This window comes from Caldimonas thermodepolymerans, assembly GCF_015476235.1.
GTDB lineage: Bacteria > Pseudomonadota > Gammaproteobacteria > Burkholderiales > Burkholderiaceae_C > Caldimonas > Caldimonas thermodepolymerans.
Genome location: NZ_CP064338.1, coordinates 1,919,077 through 1,937,146 on the forward strand (window position 1 = coordinate 1,919,077; position 18,070 = coordinate 1,937,146).

The 18,070-nt window shown below is 72.5% G+C and carries 14 protein-coding genes; 6 read left to right on the forward strand and 8 right to left on the reverse strand.

The genetic code is table 11. The annotated features are described in order from the left end of the window. Positions 1-7: 7 nt before the first annotated feature. Positions 8-499 (reverse strand): tripartite tricarboxylate transporter TctB family protein, encoded by a 492-nt coding sequence (locus IS481_RS09025; protein ID WP_104356743.1) that lies wholly within the window; start codon positions 497-499, stop codon positions 8-10. Then, entirely contained in the window at positions 499-1,473 is a 975-nt protein-coding gene (locus IS481_RS09030) for a Bug family tripartite tricarboxylate transporter substrate binding protein (protein ID WP_104356742.1), read from the reverse strand. Before IS481_RS09030 ends, IS481_RS09025 begins: the two co-directional genes overlap by 1 nt. Positions 1,474-1,872: 399 nt before the next feature. Here IS481_RS09030 and glgX point away from each other — a divergent pair, with 399 nt between their 5' ends. From glgX to IS481_RS09045, 3 genes are read left to right on the forward strand one after another with little or no spacing between them, the layout of a single operon-like run. Continuing rightward, positions 1,873-4,017 (forward strand): glycogen debranching protein GlgX, encoded by a 2,145-nt coding sequence (glgX, locus tag IS481_RS09035; RefSeq protein WP_104356741.1) that lies wholly within the window; start codon positions 1,873-1,875, stop codon positions 4,015-4,017. Next, entirely contained in the window at positions 4,001-5,812 is a 1,812-nt protein-coding gene (treZ, locus tag IS481_RS09040) for a malto-oligosyltrehalose trehalohydrolase (protein ID WP_104356740.1), read from the forward strand. Before glgX ends, treZ begins: the two co-directional genes overlap by 17 nt. Continuing rightward, entirely contained in the window at positions 5,809-10,998 is a 5,190-nt protein-coding gene (locus IS481_RS09045; protein ID WP_104356739.1) for a malto-oligosyltrehalose synthase, read from the forward strand. Before treZ ends, IS481_RS09045 begins: the two co-directional genes overlap by 4 nt. A gap of 188 nt (positions 10,999-11,186) precedes the next feature. Here the strand turns inward: IS481_RS09045 and IS481_RS09050 are convergent, their stop codons facing one another. The 6 genes from IS481_RS09050 to mltG form a co-directional block, all read right to left on the reverse strand. Next, entirely contained in the window at positions 11,187-11,843 is a 657-nt protein-coding gene (locus tag IS481_RS09050) for an ankyrin repeat domain-containing protein (RefSeq protein WP_232529203.1), read from the reverse strand. A 43-nt stretch (positions 11,844-11,886) separates the two neighbouring features. Further along, positions 11,887-12,702, reverse strand: coding sequence for a TatD family hydrolase (locus tag IS481_RS09055; protein ID WP_104356737.1), 816 nt, complete (start codon positions 12,700-12,702; stop codon positions 11,887-11,889). Between the two features lie 101 nt (positions 12,703-12,803). Next, positions 12,804-13,187: a PilZ domain-containing protein gene (locus tag IS481_RS09060; RefSeq protein WP_104356736.1), complete on the reverse strand. Its 384-nt coding sequence runs from the start codon at positions 13,185-13,187 to the stop codon at positions 12,804-12,806. Continuing rightward, positions 13,184-14,185: a DNA polymerase III subunit delta' gene (holB, locus tag IS481_RS09065; protein WP_104356735.1), complete on the reverse strand. Its 1,002-nt coding sequence runs from the start codon at positions 14,183-14,185 to the stop codon at positions 13,184-13,186. The genes IS481_RS09060 and holB overlap by 4 nt, the downstream gene beginning before the upstream one ends. A 4-nt stretch (positions 14,186-14,189) precedes the next feature. Continuing rightward, entirely contained in the window at positions 14,190-14,801 is a 612-nt protein-coding gene (tmk, locus tag IS481_RS09070) for a dTMP kinase (RefSeq protein WP_104356734.1), read from the reverse strand. Further along, positions 14,798-15,808, reverse strand: coding sequence for an endolytic transglycosylase MltG (gene mltG, locus IS481_RS09075; RefSeq protein ID WP_104356733.1), 1,011 nt, complete (start codon positions 15,806-15,808; stop codon positions 14,798-14,800). Before mltG ends, tmk begins: the two co-directional genes overlap by 4 nt. 72 nt (positions 15,809-15,880) lie before the next feature. Between mltG and ygfZ the strand changes: the two genes are divergently transcribed. From ygfZ to IS481_RS09090, 3 genes are all read left to right on the forward strand, one after another. Next, entirely contained in the window at positions 15,881-16,825 is a 945-nt protein-coding gene (gene ygfZ / locus IS481_RS09080) for a CAF17-like 4Fe-4S cluster assembly/insertion protein YgfZ (RefSeq protein WP_104356732.1), read from the forward strand. Positions 16,826-16,896: 71 nt separating this feature from the next. Further along, positions 16,897-17,184, forward strand: coding sequence for a DUF4936 family protein (locus tag IS481_RS09085; RefSeq protein ID WP_104356731.1), 288 nt, complete (start codon positions 16,897-16,899; stop codon positions 17,182-17,184). Continuing rightward, positions 17,175-18,047 (forward strand): NRDE family protein, encoded by an 873-nt coding sequence (locus tag IS481_RS09090; RefSeq protein ID WP_104356730.1) that lies wholly within the window; start codon positions 17,175-17,177, stop codon positions 18,045-18,047. The genes IS481_RS09085 and IS481_RS09090 overlap by 10 nt, the downstream gene beginning before the upstream one ends. The last annotated feature ends 23 nt before the right edge of the window (positions 18,048-18,070 follow it).

Below are 18,070 nucleotides of genomic sequence, written 5' to 3' on the forward strand. Positions count from 1 at the left end.
CCGCGCCTCATCCCGGCCAGTGGACGAAGGGCCCGAGCTGCAGCCCCAGCAGCTGCTGGAACAGCAGCCACAGCGCGCCGCTCACCGCCAGCCCGATCAGCAGGTCGCGCAGCCAGCGCCGGCTGTCGAAGGCGCGCGCGATCAGCGCGAAGGCCGGCACCCCGGCCGCCCCGATGCCGAAGCCCGGCGTCAGCAGCACGAGCGCGGCCAGGCCGGCGACCATCCAGGCCGAACGGGCCACGCGACCGGGCAGCGGGCCCTCGACCTCGTCGTGCAGCGCGTCCGGGCTGCGTCCGCGCCAGCTCGCCACCAGGTACGCCAGCACCAGCACCGCCAGCACGGCGGCCACCGCCGCGGGCATCGCCGTGGCGCCCACCGGCGTGTAGCCGGGCGGCTCGGGGATCAGCGTGACCTGCCAGATCGCGATGCCGGTGAACGCGGCCAGCAGCAGCCCCAGGCCCAGGGCACCGCGCCGCTTGGGTGCAGCCGCGCCGTGCATCAGGCCAGCCCCAGGTCCTTCATCACCGTTTCCGTGGCCGCGATGTCCTTGGCGAGGAACTCGGCAAACGCGTCTCCGGCCAGGAAGGTGTCGGTCCACTTGCGCTGCTCCAGCAGCTGCTTCCAGGCGGGGGTGTCGTGCATGCGGGTCAGCAACTCGATCAGCGCGGCGCGCTGCTGCGCGCTGATGCCCGGCGCGCCGAACAGCGCGCGCCAGTTGGCGGTGGCCACGTCGACGCCCAGCTCCTGCAGCGTCGGCACGTCCACGCCCGGGATGCGCTTGCTGCCCGACACGGCCAGCGCGCGCATGCGCCCGGCCTGGATCTGCTCGGCAAACTCCGAGTAGCCCGAAATGCCCGCCGAGACCTGACCGCCGATGATGGCCGCGTTGGCCGGGCCGCCGCCGGCGAACGCCACGTAGGCGCCCTGGCGCGGGTCCTTGCCCAGCGTCTTGAGGATCATGCCGAGCAACTGGTGGTCGGTGCCGCCCGAGGAGCCGCCTGCCACGCTGACCGCACGCGGGTCGGCCTTGAAGGCGGCGGCCAGATCGTTCCAGCTCTTGTACGGGCTGTTGGCCGGCACGACGATGACGCCGGCCTCCTCGGTCAGGCGTGCCAGCGGCACCACGTCCTTGATCGTGACCGGGCTCTTGTTCGCGATGCCGCCACCCACCATCACCGAGCCGCCGACCATCATCGCGTTGCCCTGCCCCTTGCGCTGCGAGACGAAGCGCGGCAGGCCGACCATGCCGGCGGCACCGCCCACGTTCTCGAACTGGAAGCTGCCCACCAGGCCGGCGGCCTTGCAGGCCTGCTCGACCGCACGCGCCGTGCCGTCCCAGCCGCCACCTGGCGCGGCGGGCACGAACATCAGGATGGATTCGAACAGCGGCTGGGCCCAGGCCATGCCGGGCAGCGCGGCGGCCACCGGCGCGAGGCCCGCGGCGGTGATCAGGCGTCGACGATTGCGGTTCATGACGGTCTCCTCTCTCTGATGGGGGGTGGGTTCAGCGCACGCAACGGCACGCAGGTCGCCGGGATCGTCGTACAGGTCGGCGCGGCGCGCGATCAGGGCAAACGTCAGGCCCGCGCGCCGGGCGCCGGGCGATGCGGCGGTGGCGTCGCATCCATGCCACGCAGGCGTGGCGCGCTGCCGCCACCGTGGCTGCCCCCGGCGCGGCGGATTGCGAGGCACACCGATTGCCTCCTAGCCAGCGTGCGGCAGCCAGGACGCTGCACGCACCTTCGTGGCACGACAGGGAGCAGTCCATGGCGCACCAGCATACGCGCGAGCCGGCCCGCGGGCGACCCGTGAAACCGCGGCTTGCCACGGACACCGCCTGCCCGCCTGGCGCATGAACGTGCGGGACCCGGCATGCCGAAGAAGCCGCACGCGAGAACCGGCCGCCCCTGGCCGCTGGGCGCCACCTGGGACGGGCATGGCGTGAACTTCGCGCTGTACTCGGGCGTGGCCGAGCAGGTGCAGCTGTGCCTGTTCGACCGGGACGGCGGCCAGGAGCGGCGCCGCCTCGACCTGGCCCACCGTGGCAACGTCTGGTACGGCTACGTACCGGGCGGCGCGCCGGGCGACCTGTACGGCTACCGGGTGCACGGTCCCTACCGCCCCGAACAGGGCCTGCGCTGCAACCCGCACAAACTGCTGATCGACCCGTATGCCCGGGCCATCGTCGGTGCGCTGCGCTGGAGCGATGCGCACTACGGCTACGTGCGCGGCGCCGAGGACGCCGACCTTTCCTACAGCACGCAGGACAACGCGGCCGACATGCCCAGGTGCCAGGTGGTCGACGAGCGCTTCGACTGGGGCGACGACGCCCCGCCCCAGGTGCCATGGCGTGACACGGTCTTCTACGAGGCCCACGTCAAGGGCCTCACGCAGCGCCACCCGGACGTCCCCGCCGCCTGGCGCGGCACCTACGCCGGGCTGGCCTCACCGCCGGTGACCGAGCACCTGCGTCGCCTGGGCGTCACCGCGGTGGACCTGCTGCCGGTGCACGCCTTCGTCGACGACCACCGCCTGGTCGAGCTGGGGCTGCGCAACTACTGGGGCTACAACACGCTGGGCTTCTTCGCGCCGGAGCTGCGCTACAGCGCCTCGGGCACGGTGCAGGAGTTCAAGCAGATGGTCAAGGCGCTGCACGCCGCCGGCCTGGAAGTGATCCTCGACGTGGTCTACAACCACACGGCCGAAGGCAACCAGCTGGGGCCGACGCTGTCGTGGCGCGGCATCGACAACGCGGCCTACTACCGGCTCCGCCACGACGACCCGCGGCGCTACGACGACGTCACCGGCACCGGCAACACCCTGCACACCCGCCACCCGGTCGTCGTGCGCCTGATCATGGACAGCCTGCGCTACTGGGTCGGCGAGATGCACGTCGACGGCTTCCGCTTCGACCTGGCCACCGTGCTGGGGCGCGGCCCGGCCGGCTTCGATCCGCTGGCCGGGCTGTTCTCGGCCATCGCGCAGGACCCGGTGCTGGCCCATGTGAAGCTGATCGCTGAGCCCTGGGACCTGGGCGATGGCGGCTACCAGGTGGGCGGCTTCCCGGCCGGCTGGGCCGAGTGGAACGGCCGCTACCGCGACACCGTGCGCGCCTTCTGGGCCGGGGAGCCGGGGCACCTGCCGGAGCTGTCGCGCCGCCTGTGCGGCTCGAGCGACCTCTACCAGCTGCGCGGCCGCAGCCCCACCGACAGCGTCAACTTCGTGACCGTGCACGACGGCTTCACGCTGCACGACCTGGTGAGCTACCAGCACAAGCACAACGAAGCCAACGGCGAGGACAACCGCGACGGCGAGAACCACAACCGCAGCTGGAACTGCGGTGCCGAGGGCGAGACCGACGACGAGGTCGTGCTGGCACTGCGCGAACGCCAGAAGCGCAACCTGCTGACCACGCTGTTCGTCTCGCTCGGCACGCCGCTGCTGCTGGGTGGCGACGAGGTCGGCCGCACCCAGCGCGGCAACAACAACGGCTACTGCCAGGACAACGAGGTCAGCTGGCACGACTGGCAGCTCGACGAGCGCCGGCAGCGCCTGCTCGACTACGTGCAGCGGCTGATCGCCTTCCGCAAGGTCCAGCCGGCCCTGCGGCGCACCACCTTCTTCCACGGCGAGCCGGATGCCGGCGGCGTGCGCGACATCGCCTGGCTGCAGCCGAACGGCGAACCGATGACGCCCGCCGAGTGGGAGCAGCCCGGCCCCGGCGCGATGGGCGCGCTGGTGTGCGGCTGGCAGACCGGCGAGGTCGACGAGCGCGGCGCACCGCTGTGCGGCGATTCGGTGCTGATCCTCGTCAACGGCCAGCGCAACCCGCTGCCGTTCGTGCTGCCGCCGCTGCGCGGCGACGCGTGGGTGCCGCGCTTCGACACGCGCACGCCCAGCGGCCTGCCGCAGCACGAAGGCCGGCCCGTGCGTGGCGAGTACGTCGTCGGCGCCCGCTCGATCGCCATCCTCACCCAGGCCAGCACCGAGGATCCTGCCGATGCACTTTCAGCATGACATGCCCTTCGGCGCCCGGTTGCGCCCCGACGGTGGTGCCGGGTTCCGGCTGTGGGCTCCGGCCGCGCGTCGTGCCGCGCTGTGGCTGGGGGACCAGCGCATCGAGGCGCGGGCCGGCCCGCACGGCTGGTACGACGCCGAGGCCCCCGGGGCGCGCCCGGTCGACCTCTATCGCTGGGAGATCGACGGCGACCTCTTGGTGCCCGACCCGGCGTCGCGCTTCAACCCGCAAGGCCCGCACGGGCCCAGCCAGCTCGTCGACCCCCGGGCCTTCGCCTGGGAGGCAGGGTGGCGCGGCCGCCCCTGGCACGAAGCGGTGATCCACGAGCTGCACGTCGGCAGCTACACGCCGGACGGCACCTACGCCGCGGCCGAGGCGCGGCTGCCGGCGCTGGCCGGGCTCGGCATCACCGCGGTGCAGCTGATGCCGTTGGCCACCTTCCCCGGCCGCTACGGCTGGGGCTACGACGGCGTGCTGCCCTACGCGCCGCACCCGGCCTACGGCACGCCCGACGAGCTGAAGCACTTCGTGCAGGCCGCCCACCGGCTCGGGCTGATGGTGCTGCTCGACGTGGTCTACAACCACTTCGGCCCGGACGGCAACTACCTGCACCGCTACGCCCCGCCGTTCTTCAGCGACCGGCACCGCACCGCCTGGGGCGACGCGATGAACTTCGACGGACCGGGCAGCGACACCGTGCGCGAGTTCTTCATCCACAACGCGCTGTACTGGCTGCACGAATACCGCTTCGACGGCCTGCGCTTCGACGCCGTGCATGCGATGCTCGACGACAGCGAACCCGACATCATGGCCAGCCTCTCGCAGCGCGTGCGCGCGGCCTGTCCCGGCCGCCACGTGCACCTGGTGCTGGAAAACGACAGCAACGATGCCAGCCGCCTGGCCGCGCCGGGCACCGCCGGGCGCTTCGAGGGCCAGTGGAACGGCGACTTCCACCACGCCCTGCACGTGCTGCTGACCGGCGAGCGCGACGGCTACTACGCCGAGTACGACCAGCCGGTCGCGCAGCTGGCGCGCTGCCTCACGCACGGCTTCGCCCGCGAAGGCGGACCGCACAACGCCGAGCATGCACGTCCGCGGCAGGCCGCCCGCAGCACGCTGCCGCTCGGCACCACGGTCAACTTCCTGCAGAACCACGACCAGATCGGCAACCGCGCGTTCGGCGAGCGGCTGCTTGCCCTGGCCGACCCGCAGGCGGTGCAGCTGGCCGCGGCCATCCTGCTGCTTGCACCCGCGCCGCCGCTGCTGTTCATGGGCGAGGAGTTCGGCTCCACCACGCCCTTCCTCTACTTCGCGGACTGGGACGGCGACCTGCGCGAGGCAGTGCGCGAGGGGCGCCGTCGCGAGTTCGCGCACTTTCCGCGCTACGCCGAGGCCGCAGCGCGCGACGAACTGCCCGACCCGTGCAGCCAGCAGACCTTCGCGCGCTGCAAGCTCGACTGGGCGCAGGCCGCCGGCTCGCGAGCCTGGCGCGAGCTGCATGCCGCGTTGCTGGCCGTGCGCCGGCGCGTGCTGGCGCCGCACCTGCCGCGCCTGCTGACCGGCCGGCACGAGGCACGGATGCCCGGCGCCCGCATGCTGCAAGTGCGCTGGCGCTTCGACGGAGGCGAGGCGCTGGACATGTGCGTCAACCTCGGCCCGCAACCGCAGGCCGTCGCCATCGACCTGCCGGCGCTGCAGGACGCGGCGCTGCTGCATGCCGTCGGCGAGATGTCCGGCACCACGGCGGGGGCCTGGTCCGGCCGCTGGCACTGGGGACGGGAGTCGGCACGATGAACACGCAGCCCGGCCCCGCATTGCGCGCGCTGTGCGAGCGCGCCGGCGTGGCGATCCGCTATCGCGACTTCTGGGGCCATGAGCAGGACGTGCCGGCCGAGGCGCTGCGCGACCTCCTCGCCGCGCTCGGGCTCGATGCCCGCGACGAGGACGCCGCGCAGCGCAGCCTGCAGGCCCTGGAGGCGGCCCGCACGGCCGAGGTCCTGCCGCCGGTGGTGGTGGCCCAGGCCGGCACGCAGGTCGCCGTCCCGCTGCAGGCGCCCGGCCACGACGTGCGCTGGACGCTGCAGGTCGAGGACGGCGGCGTGCTCGAAGGCACGGCCGAGGCCGACGGCGTGGGCCATGCGATCCGCCTGCCGGCCGACCTGCCGCAGGGCTACCACACGCTGCTGGCCGCAGGCGCATGCAGCCGGGTGATCGTGTGCCCGGCCGCCTGCCACCTGCCGCCGGCGCTTGCGGCCGGCGAACGCCTGTGGGGCCTGTGCGTGCAGGTCTACGCATTGCGCTCGTCGCGCAACTGGGGCATGGGCGACTTCTCGGACCTCGCGCAGCTGGTCGAGGTCACCGCCGCGCTGGGCGGTGCCTTCGTCGGCGTCAACCCGCTGCACGCGCTGTTCATGCATGCCCCGGAACATGCCAGTCCCTACAGCCCCTCCAGCCGGCGCTGGCTCAACCCGCTGTACCTGGACGTCGAGGCCCTGCCCGAATACGCCGAGTGCGAGGCGGCGCGACGCCAGGTGGCGGCCCCGGCCTTCCGCCAGCGGCTGCGCCAGCTGCGCGAGGCCGAGCTGGTGGATTACGCCGGCGTGGCCGCCTGCAAGCGCGAGGTGCTGGAGACCTTGTACCGACACTTCCGGGCGCAGCACCTGGCCGCCGACACCGACTCCGCACGGGCATTCCGGCGCTTCCGCAGCGAACAGGGCCACGACCTGCACTGCCATGCCCTGCTCGAAGCGGTGCAGGCCCACCTGCATGCCCAGGATGCGAGCGTCTGGGGCTGGGCGGCCTGGCCCGAGGCCTGGCGCGACCCGCACGGCGCCGCGATCCGCGGTTTCGAGGCCGCCCATGCCGAACGCGTCGACTTCCACGCCTGGCTGCAATGGCACGCCGCCCTGCAGCTGGAAGCGGTGCAGCAGCGCGCGCTCGCGCTGGACATGCCGATCGGCCTGTACCGAGACCTCGCGGTCGGCGCCAGCGCCGGCGGCTCGGAGACCTGGTCGGCGCCGTGGGTGTATGCCCTGGGCGTGCACGTCGGTGCACCGCCGGAAGACGCCTACCCCGGCGGCCAGGACTGGGGCCTGCCGCCGGTGCGGCCCGAGGCGTTGCGCGCCCGGGGCCATGCCCCCTTCATCACGACGCTGCGCGCGAACATGCGCGCTGCCGGCGCCCTGCGGCTGGACCACGTGATGGCGCTGATGAGGCTGTTCTGGATCCACCCGGCGCACGGCGGGCGGCACGGCACCTACGTGCACTATCCGATGCACGAGCTGATGGGCATCGTCGCGCTCGAAAGCCAGCGCCAGCACTGCCTCGTCATCGGCGAGGACCTGGGCAACGTCGCCCCGGACGTGCGCGACGCCATGGCCCGACGCAGGCTGCTGTCGTACCGGCCGCTGTACTTCGAGCGCGACGACGCCGGCCTGGTGCGTCCACCGCGCCAATGGCCCGCGCGGGCCCTGGCGGTGATCGGCACCCACGACCTGCCGACGCTGCGCGGCTGGTGGCTGGGGCGCGACATCGCCGACCGGCGCCGGCTGGGCCTGTATCCCGAGGAGACCACCTGCCGCCGGCACGTGGTCGAGCGCGCCGCGGACCGCGCGCGCCTGCAACTCGCCTTGCAGGCCGAAGGCCTGCAGCCGGCCGAACCGGCGGCCGCGCCCCTGCCCGCGGACATCGACGCCGGCTTCAGCGCGCGGGTGCACGAGTTCCTCGGCCGCACCGCGGCGCAGCTGGTGGGCGTGCAGCTGGAAGACGTGCTGCTCCAGGTCGAGCAGCCCAACCTGCCCGGCACCAACGAGCAGCAATGGCCCAACTGGCGGCGCAAGCTCGCGGTCGACCTGGAAGACCTGCGCGCCGACCCGCGGCTGCGCGAGGTCGCCGAGGCGCTGCAACGCAGCCGGGCCCGGCCGGCCGCCGAGCCGGTGCCGGCGGCCTTGCCCACGCTCGACACCGCCCGGGTGCCGCGGGCCACCTACCGCGTGCAGCTGCATGCCGGCTTCACCTTCGACGACGCCACGGCCGTGCTGCCCTACCTGCACGCGCTCGGCGTCAGCCACCTCTACAGCTCGCCGTTCCTCAAGGCCCGCGCCGGCAGCACGCATGGCTACGATATCGTCGACCACAACGCGCTGAACCCGGAGATCGGCGACGCCGCCGCCTTCGAGCGCCTGTGCGCCACGCTCGCGGAGCTGGACATGCACCAGGTCGCCGACGTGGTACCCAACCACATGGGCGTGCTCGAAGCCGACAACGCCTGGTGGCTGGACGTGCTGGAACACGGCCCGGCTTCCCTGCATGCGCAGACCTTCGACATCGACTGGACGCCCCGTTCGCCCGGCCGCCCGCCGCAGGTGCTGCTGCCGGTGCTGGGAGCCCCTTACGGCGAGGTGCTGGAGGACGGCCAGATCCGGCTCGCGTTCGACGCCGCCCGCGGCGCGTTCGGGTTGCAGTACCACGACCATCGCTTCCCGCTCGACCCGCGCGACTACGGGCGCGTGCTGCACGCGGCCCCGCTGCCGGCCGCGCAGGACCCTGGGCAGACGACGGTGACGCTGGAGCTGCAGTCCCTGGCCGATGCCTTCGACGCCCTGCCGTCGCGCGATGACGGCGACCCGGCCTCGCGGCAGCGCCGCCAGCGCGACCAGGCCCTGCTGAAGGCGCGGCTGGCCGCCCTGGCCGCACGGCATCCCTGGGTGTGCCGCTGGGTGGACGCCTGCCTGCGCGCGCTCAACGGCCGGCCCGGTGCGGCGCGCAGCTTCGACGCGCTCGATGCGCTGATCCAGCGCCAGGCCTACCGGCTGGCCTACTGGCGGGTGGCCGGCGACGAGGTCAACTACCGGCGCTTCTTCGACGTCAACACGCTGGCTGCGGTGCGCATGGAAAGCGACGCGGTGTTCGACGCCACGCACCGCACGCTGCTGCGCTGGCTGTACGAAGGCAAGCTGGCCGGGCTGCGCATCGACCACCCGGACGGCCTGAGCGACCCGCTGCGCTATTTCGCCCGCCTGCAGGCGCGCCATGCCGCGATGCACCAGCGCGCGCTGTACCTGGTGATCGAGAAGATCCTGGCCGAGCACGAGCACTGGCCGCAGAGCTGGCCGGTGCACGGCGACACCGGTTACCGCTTCGCCAACCAGGCGGTGGGCCTGTTCGTCGACGGGCAGCAGGAAGCCGCGATGAGCGCGCTGTACGCGGGCTTCACCGGCGAACACGCGCCTTACGAGGACATCCTGCACGCCGCCAAGCATGCCGTCATGAGCGGCCCGCTGGCCGCCGACCTGCAGATGCTCACCGAAGCCGCCTACCGCCTCGCCCAGGGCGACCGGCGCACGCGGGACTTCACCCGCAACGGGCTGAAGGCGGCGCTGGCGGAGCTGGCAGCGGGCTTTCCGGTCTACCGCACCTACCTGACCGAGGACGCGGTCCATGACCTCGACCGCCAGCATCTGGACTGGGCCGTGGCCGCCGCGAAACGCCAGACGCAAGGCTGCGATCCGCTGGCGCTGGACTACCTGCGCGCGCTGATGCTCTCGCTGCCCGGGGAGCCGCCCGGCGCACGGCGCGAGGAACTGCTGCGCTTCGTGCAGCGCTTCCAGCAGTTCACCGCGCCGGTGATGGCCAAGGCCATGGAGGACACGGCGTTCTATCGCTACCACCGGCTGGTCTGCCTGAACGACGTGGGCGGCGAGCCGCAGCGCTTCGGCACCAGCGTGGCCGCCTTCCACGCCGCCAACCAGGCCCGTGCCCGCTTCCTGCCCCACACCCTGCTGGGCAGCTCGACGCACGACAGCAAGCGCTCGGAAGACGTGCGCACGCGCATTGCGGTGCTGTCGGAAATGCCGCAGGCCTGGGGCGAGGCGGTGCAGCGTTGGCACACGCTCGCCCACAAGCAGCTCGGGAACCTGGACGGCGGCCGCCTGCCCGCCCTGAACGACGAATACCTGCTGTACCAGACCCTGGTCGGCGCCTGGCCGCTGGAGCCGCCCGACGCCCCTGCCCTCGACGCCTTCCGCGCGCGGCTGCAGGCCTACATGCTCAAGGCCGCGCGCGAGGCCAAGGCGCACACCAGCTGGGAGCACCCGGATGCGGACTACGAGGCGGGGCTGGCACGCTTCATCGACACCCTGCTCGGGCAGCTGGAACCCAACCCCTTCCTCAACGACTTCCTGCGCTTCGTCGAGGTGCCGGCGCAGCTCGGTTGCTACAACAGCCTGGCGCTGGTCGCGCTCAAGCTCACCTCGCCCGGGGTGCCGGACCTCTACCAGGGCTGCGAGACCTGGAACTTCAGCCTGGTGGACCCGGACAACCGGCGCCCGGTGGACTACGCGGCGCTGCGAGGTCGCCTGCAGGAGGTGCAGGCGGCCTGTGCGGGCGGCGCGTTGCCGCGCGAGACGCTGGCCGGCTGGCGTGCCGGACTGGCCACGGGACACCTCAAGCTGCTGGTGACCTGGCGCCTGCTGCAGCTGCGACGCGCGCAGGCCGCGCTGTTTCGCGACGGCGGCTACCAGCCGGTCTCGGTGGACGGCCCCTGTGCGGAACACGTCGTCGCCCACGTGCGCAGCGACGCCAGCCTGCATTGCGTCACGGTCGCTGCACGCCTGCTGCACCGCCTCTGCGCGGGACGGCCTGCCGGCCTGTTCGGCGGGGGGGGGCTGGGGCGAGGCACGCCTGCCGGTGCCTGTAGGCCCTGCGGGGTGGATCGACGTGCTGACAGGCCACCGGCATGCAGGCGTGCCCGGCGAGGACGGCCTGCGGTTGTCGGCGCTGCTGGCCGAGCTGCCGGTGGCGGTGCTGGTGCCCGCCGGGGCGGCGGGCTGAAGCGAGGCGGCTTCAGCGCGGCGCGCGGAACTCCATGCCGTAGCTGCGCCCCTGCGGCCACTCGTCACGCTCGGCGGCGGGCCGGTCCAGCGGACGGTAGACGCGCCGCTGCAATCCGGCCAGCCGGGGCGACTGTTCCACGGCACTGAGCACCGCCTGCGGATCCATCATCAGCGCAAACGGGTTGCCGGTGCACGCCGGCGTTTCCGTCGGAGCGAGTTCGGGAGTCTGCATCTGTCTCTCCTTCCCTTCGAACGTCCATGGGCGGAATGTAGAGCCCGGTATCAGGCTGTAACCAGTCGGGATCGTGCCAATCTGCGTGTCAGATTTCCTCTGACTAGCGTTTTCCCGTGCCGTAGCGCGCCGCGTAGTCGCTGGCATAGCGCTCCAGCGCCTGCGCCAGCGCGTCCCGGCCGACGCTGCGCGCGAAGTCTGCCGCACTCAGCTCGCGCTCGTTGCGCAAGGTCGGATCGGCGCCGGCCTGCATCAGCAGGCGCGTGGCCTCCTCGCTGCCGTAGCGCGCGGCCATCATCAGCGGCGTCGTGCCGTTGGGCGAACGCGCGTCGGTGAACGCGTGGCGGTCGAGCAGCAGCTGGATGATCCCGACGTGCCCGCTGGTGGCCGCATAGTGCAGCGGCGTCCAGCCGGTCTTGTTGACATGCGCGCCACGCTCGACCAGGCGCTGGCACCACTCCAGCTCGCCGCGCAGCGCCGCCATCATCAGCGCGGATTCGGCCACCTGGTTGAGGCGGTTCACGTCCAGCTGCGGATGGCGCATCAGTGCCTCGGCGGCCTTGAACGACTGCTCCTGCAGCGCGATCACCAGGCCCGGGCGTCCTTCCGGGTCGACCGTGTTCGGGTCGAACCCCCGCTGCAACAGCGCCAGCACGGCGCCGCCGTCGTCGCGCCGCACGGCGCTGAAGAAATCCTCGTAGGCGCCGGCATGCACCGGCAAAACCCACAGCAGGACAAGAAGATGGAGAACGTTCTTCAAGTGATTTCTCAGCATCGGCCAGCCGGGGTTTGTCTGTTGAAAATCAACGGGTTGAAGCGGGCTCTTCAAGTCGCTTCGAGGGTGGCGCCACCTTGAACAAGCGCTCGAAATTGCGGCTGGTCGCCTCGCCCACGGCCTCGACCGGCAGGCCCTTGAGCTCGGCCAGCTGGCGCGCCACCCAGGGCACGTACGAGGGGTTGTTGGTCTTGCCGCGGTACGGCACGGGCGCCAGGTACGGGCTGTCGGTCTCGATCAGGCAGCGCTCCAGCGGCACGTGGCGCGCGACCTGGCGCAGGTCTTCGGCGTTGCGGAAGGTCAGGATGCCCGAGAACGAGATGTAGAAGCCCAGCTCCAGCGCGGCATCGGCGACCTGCCGAGACTCGGTGAAGCAGTGCAGCACGCCGCCCGCGGCTTCGGCCCCCTCCTCGCGCAGGATGGCCAGCGTGTCCTCGGCGGCGCTGCGGGTGTGGATCACCAGCGGCTTGCCGAGCTGCTTCGCGGCGCGGATGTGGTTGCGGAAGCGCTCGCGCTGCCATTCCATGTCGGCGACGCTGCGGCCGTCGAGCCGGTAGTAGTCCAGCCCGGTCTCGCCGACCGCGACGACCCGTTCGGCACGGCCCAGCTCGACCAGGCGCTCGACGCTCGGCTCCAAGACGCCCTCGTTGTCCGGGTGCACGCCGACCGTGGCCCAGAAGTTGTCGTACTGCTGCGCGAGGCCCAGCACCGCGGGGAACTCCTCCAGCGTGGTGCAGATGCACAGCGCGCGGTCGACCTGCGCCTCGGCCATCGCCTCGCGGATGGCTTGCAGGTTCTGGTTCAGCTCGGGAAAGGTGAGATGGCAGTGGGAATCGACGAACATGCGGCAGCCGCCACGGTGCCGGCGGGCGGACGTGACGGGGTCCTGGAAAAAAACGCTAGCCTACACGCCGCGCGTGCTGCGCGCAGGCGCCCCCGTGGTTCTCAGATGGTCTGCGTGGCCTTGGCCGACTGGATCGAGGTGCCCAGCAGCTCCTCGATCTTGGCCTTCAGCAGGCGCGACTTCTCGTCGCTCGGAAAGCGCACCCCCACCCCCTGCGTGCGCCCGTTGGACGCGTTGGCCGGCGTGATCCAGGCCACCTTGCCCGCCACCGGGTAGCGCTGCGGATCGTCCGGCAGCGACAGCAGCAGGTAGATGTCCTCGCCCAGGCGGTATTCACGGGTGGTCGGGACGAACAGGCCGCCGTCGGCAAACACCGAGATGTACGCGGCGTACAGCGCGCCTTTCTCGCGGAAGACCAACTGGATGACGCTGGGGCGCGACGGCGACGCCGTCGGTGCATGCGGACGCGACAGGGGCTCGTTCATATTGCATCCGAGTGTAAGGCGCGCTGCGCGTCGCTCACAAGCGACTCGAGCATCAGCCCGGCGTTCCAGGGATGCTCTTCGTGACGTGCGACACGCGAGAGCTCGCGCGACCAGGCCAGCAGGCCCGCCAGCGACGGGCGCGCATGCCGGAAGCATTCCGGCGCGAAGTAGCGCGGTCGCGCACCGGTGACGACGCACAGCGCGTCATGGCAGACCTTCTGCAAGGCTTCGACCGCGCGCGGCACCGGCCAACCGGCCAGCGCCTCGGCATCGCCCTTCGCGAGCCGCTCCGGCAGCTGCAGCCAGGCCTGCGCATCCAGCCCCTGCTGCTGCAGCTGCAGCGCGCTCACGGGCTGCCCGCCAGCGGCCGCGAGCAGCACCTCGGGACGCGGCATGCCCTGCTGCGCCAGCCAGGCCAGCGCGACCGCCTCGGGCGGCGGCGACAGGCGCAGGTGCTGGCAGCGGCTGCGGATGGTCGGCAGCAGCGCGTCGATGGCCTCGGTGCTGAGGATGAAGCGCGCCATGCCGGGCGGTTCCTCGAGCGTCTTGAGCAGCGTGTTCGCGGCGACGGCGTTCATGCGCTCGGCCGGATGGATGAGCACCACCTTGGCCACGCCACGCGAGCTGGTCTGCTGCGCGAACTCCACGACGCGCCGCAGCGCCTCGACCTTGATCTCCCGGCTGGGCTTGGCCTGGCTGGCCTTGGGCTCGGCCTCGAGCGGCGCCCAGCCCAGTTCTTCCTGCAAGGCCTCGGGCAGCAGCACCATCAGGTCCGGATGCGTGTGCGACGCCACCAGCGCGCAGCTGGCGCAGGTGCCGCAGGGCCGCGCCGCGTGGCCCTCTGCGCCTTCGCACAGCCAGGCCTGCGCCAGCGCCAGGGCCAACTCGAACTGGCCCACGCCCTGCGGGCCGGCCAGCAGCACCGCATGGCCGCGCTGGTGCGCCAGCAGCTCGCGCAGCGGCGCCTCCAGCCAGGGGTACGGCAACGTCACGCTCATCGATTCACAGCCCGCGCGCCTGCAGCGCCGCGGCGATGGCCTGCCCGACGGCCTCGCGCGTGCCCGAGGCGTCCAGCCGCACGAAGCGTGCCGGGTCGGCCTCGGCGCGGGCCCGGTAGCCCTCGTTGACGCGGCGGAAGAACTCGGCCGGCTGGGACTCGAAACGGTCCGGCACGCGCGCGCCGGCCAGGCGCTGCGCCGCGACCTCGGGCGAGAGGTCGAACCACAGCGTCAGGTCCGGCTGCCGGCCCTGCTGCACCCAGCGCTCCAGCTCGGCCAGCACCGCGAGGTCGAAGCCGCGGCCCGCGCCCTGGTAGGCGAAGGTCGCGTCGGTGAAACGGTCGCACAGCACGGCCTTGCCCGCCTGCAGCGCCGGCTCGATCACCTGCTGCAGGTGGTCGCGCCGCGCGGCGAAGATCAGCAGCGCCTCGGTCAGCGCATCCATCGGCGCGTGCAGCACCAGCTCGCGCAGCTTCTCGGCCAGCGCGGTGCCGCCCGGCTCGCGCGTCAGCACCACCTCGCGGCCGGCCGCACGCAGGCGCTCGGCCACGGCCTGGACGTGGGTCGACTTGCCGGCACCGTCGATGCCTTCGAAGGTGATGAAGATTCCGCTCATCGGCTCGCGGCGCTGCCGCGCCGCCGCTGGTATCGGTCCACTGCCCGGTTGTGCTCGGCCAGCGTCTCGCTGAACACGCTGGTGCCGTCGCCGCGCGCGACGAAGTACAGCGCCTTGGTGACGTCCGGTTGCACCGCGGCCAGCAGCGAGGCCTTGCCCGGCATCGCGATCGGCGTGGGCGGCAGTCCGGGGCGGGTGTAGGTGTTGTACGGCGTGTCAGTCAGCAGGTGGTGCTTGCGCAGGTTGCCGTCGAAGCTCTCGCCGATGCCGTAGATCACGGTGGGGTCGGTCTGCAGCGCCATGCCGATGCGCAGGCGGTTGTTGAACACGCCGGCGACCATGCCGCGGTCGGTCGCCAGCCCGGTTTCCTTCTCGACGATGGAGGCCAGGATCAGCGCCTCGTCCGGCGTCCTGACCATCGCGTGCGGCGCGCGCTGGGCCCAGGCCTCGGCCAGGCGTTTTTCCATCGCGCGGTACGCGCGCTTGAGCACGGCCAGGTCCGGGCTGCCGCGGCTGTAGGCGTAGGTGTCGGGGAAGAAGCGACCCTCCGGGTGTACGCCGGGCGCGCCGATCGCCGCCATGATCTCGGCATCGCTCATCGTCTGGCTGTCCGGCCGCAGCCCGGGCGCCTTGGCCAGCTCGGCGCGCACCTGGCGAAAGGTCCAGCCTTCGATGAAGCGCACGGTGGACAGGGTCTCGTCGCCCAGCACCATCTTGCGCAGCAGCTCGCGCGGCGAGGTGCCTGCGCCGATCTCGTAGCTGCCGGCGCGGATGCGCCGCGCCTGCCCCGACCAGCGGAACCACTCGTACAGCACGAAGGGCGAGGTCTGCACGCCCGCGGCGACCCAGCCGTTGGCGATCTGGCGCGGCGTCATGCCGGGCTCGACCGAGAACTCCACCGAGGGCGCGGCCAGGCGCAGCGGCTGGTGCAACCACCAGGCGACTGCTGCCGCGGCGCACAAGGCCAGCAGCACCAGGGTGCCAAGCAGACGCCGCAAGAATTTCATCGGTATCTCGAATCCCAGGTGAACGGAACCCCCGGCCGAACCGGTGGATGGGCCGCTGATGATAATGGAGCCATGACGACCGATAGTTTCAAGACCTCCACCATGGTGCCCCAGGGTGCGGTACAGCTCACGCACTGGGGCGTGATCGCCGTCGACGGTGCCGATGCCGCCAGTTTCCTGCACGGCCAGCTGACCCAGGATTTCTCGCTGCTGGGGGCGGACGAAGCCCGGCTGGCCGGCTACTGCTCGCCCAAGGGACGCCTGCTGGCGAGCTTCGTCGGCTGGAAGGAATCGTCCGAGCGCGTGCTGCTGGCCTGCAGCGCGGACCTGCTGGCGCCGACGCTCAAGCGGCTGTCGATGTTCGTGCTGCGCGCCAAGGCCAAGCTCAGCGACGCCAGCGCCGAGGTGCGCCTGTGGGGGCTGGCGGGCGATGCCGCCACCGGCTGGCTGGCCGATGCGGCCCCCACCCGCGCCTGGGGCAAGGCCGCAGCCCACGGCGGCACCGCGGTGCGGCTGCCCGACGCACACGGCAGCGCGCGCTACCTGTGGGCCGCGCCGGCGGACCGCACGCCGGACCTGCCTGCGCTGGACGCCGCGATCTGGCGCTGGCTGGAGGTCGAAAGCGCGGTGGCGCGCATCTGCGCCGCGACCGTGGACCAGTTCGTGCCGCAGATGGTCAACCTGGAGGCCGTCGGCGGCGTGAACTTCAAGAAGGGCTGCTACCCCGGCCAGGAGGTGGTCGCACGCAGCCAGTACCGCGGCACGCTCAAGCGGCGCGGCTACCTGCTCGCCTGCCCGGCCGAAGCCGTGGCCGGGCAGGAGGTGTTCCACAGCGGCGACCCCGGCCAGCCCTGCGGCATGGTGGTCGACGCCGCCGCCGCACCCGAGGGGGGCTGGAGCGTGTTTGCCGAACTGAAGATCGCCGCGACCGAAAGCGGCACGCTGCACCTGGGCTCGCCCCAGGGGCCTGCCCTGACGCTGCGCGTGCTGCCCTACGCGCTGCCGAGCGAACCCTGACGCGGCCGGCGAAAGCCCGGTCGAAGAAAGGCCGCAGCACGCCGCCCTGACCCCACCCGAGGAGCCCCCACATGCGCGCGCTGTTCATCTACTACCGCATCGCCTCGGCGGACGCCGGGGCCGCGCGGCCCGCGGTCGAGGCGATGCACGCCGCCTTGCGCCGGCGCCATCCCGAGCTGGAGGCGGCGCTGTGGCGCCGCCCGCAGGAGAAGGACGGCGTGCAGACCTGGATGGAGATCTACGCGCACCCGCAGGGCGTGAGCGAGGCGCTGGAAGCCGAGATCGAGGAGGCGGCTCGGACGCTGTCGCCCTGGCTGCAGGGAGCGCGCCACGTGGAGGTGTTCGTGCCATGTGTCTAGCGGCCGTCGCGATCGGCGCCAGCGCGCGCTTCCCGTTCGTCGTGGCAGCCAACCGCGACGAATACTTCGACCGCGCCGCCAGCGCGCTGGACTGGTGGACGCCGGCAGGCGGCGGCCCGGCCATCCTGGGCGGGCGCGACCTGCACGCCGGCGGCACCTGGCTCGGGCTGACGCAGGCCGGCCGCGTGGCGCTGCTGACCAACGTGCGCAACCCGGCGGACATCGTCCGCGACGCCCCCTCGCGCGGGGCCATCGTGCCGCACTGGCTGCGCGGCGACCTGTCGGTGGAGCACTTCTGGAGGCAGGTGGCGCAGGCCGGCTACAACGGCTTCAACGTGATCGCCGCGGACCTGGCCCGCGGCACCTGCGCCTGGGCCTCGAACCGGGCCGCGCGGCCGCACCCGTTGCGGCGCGGCATCCACGGGCTGTCCAACGCGCAGCTCGACACGCCCTGGCCCAAGGTCGAGCGCCTGAAGCGGCACCTGCGCGAGGCGCTCGACGCCGCCGCCTCGGCCGAGGCGCTGGCGCTGCGGCTGTTCGCGGCGCTGGGCGACGCCACCCCGGTGCCGGACGAACATCTGCCGCGCACCGGCGTGCCGCTCGAGTGGGAGCGCTGGCTCGCGCCCGCGTTCATCCGCACCCCGGACGGGCGCTACGGCACGCGCTGCTCCACCGTCATCGTCACCGAGCGGCGCGGCGCGCAGTGCGTCACCCACGTGATCGAGCGCAGCTTCCCCGGCCCGGAGGCCGGCCCGGGCGACGCGCTGGAGCGCCGCCACATGCTGCAGGACTGGCCGCCGGTGCGCGACGAGCGGCTGGCTGCCCCCGCACCCTGGGCAGAGGCGCCCCGGCCTGCCGGCTGACGGGCGGGGGGGGGCGCCCCTTC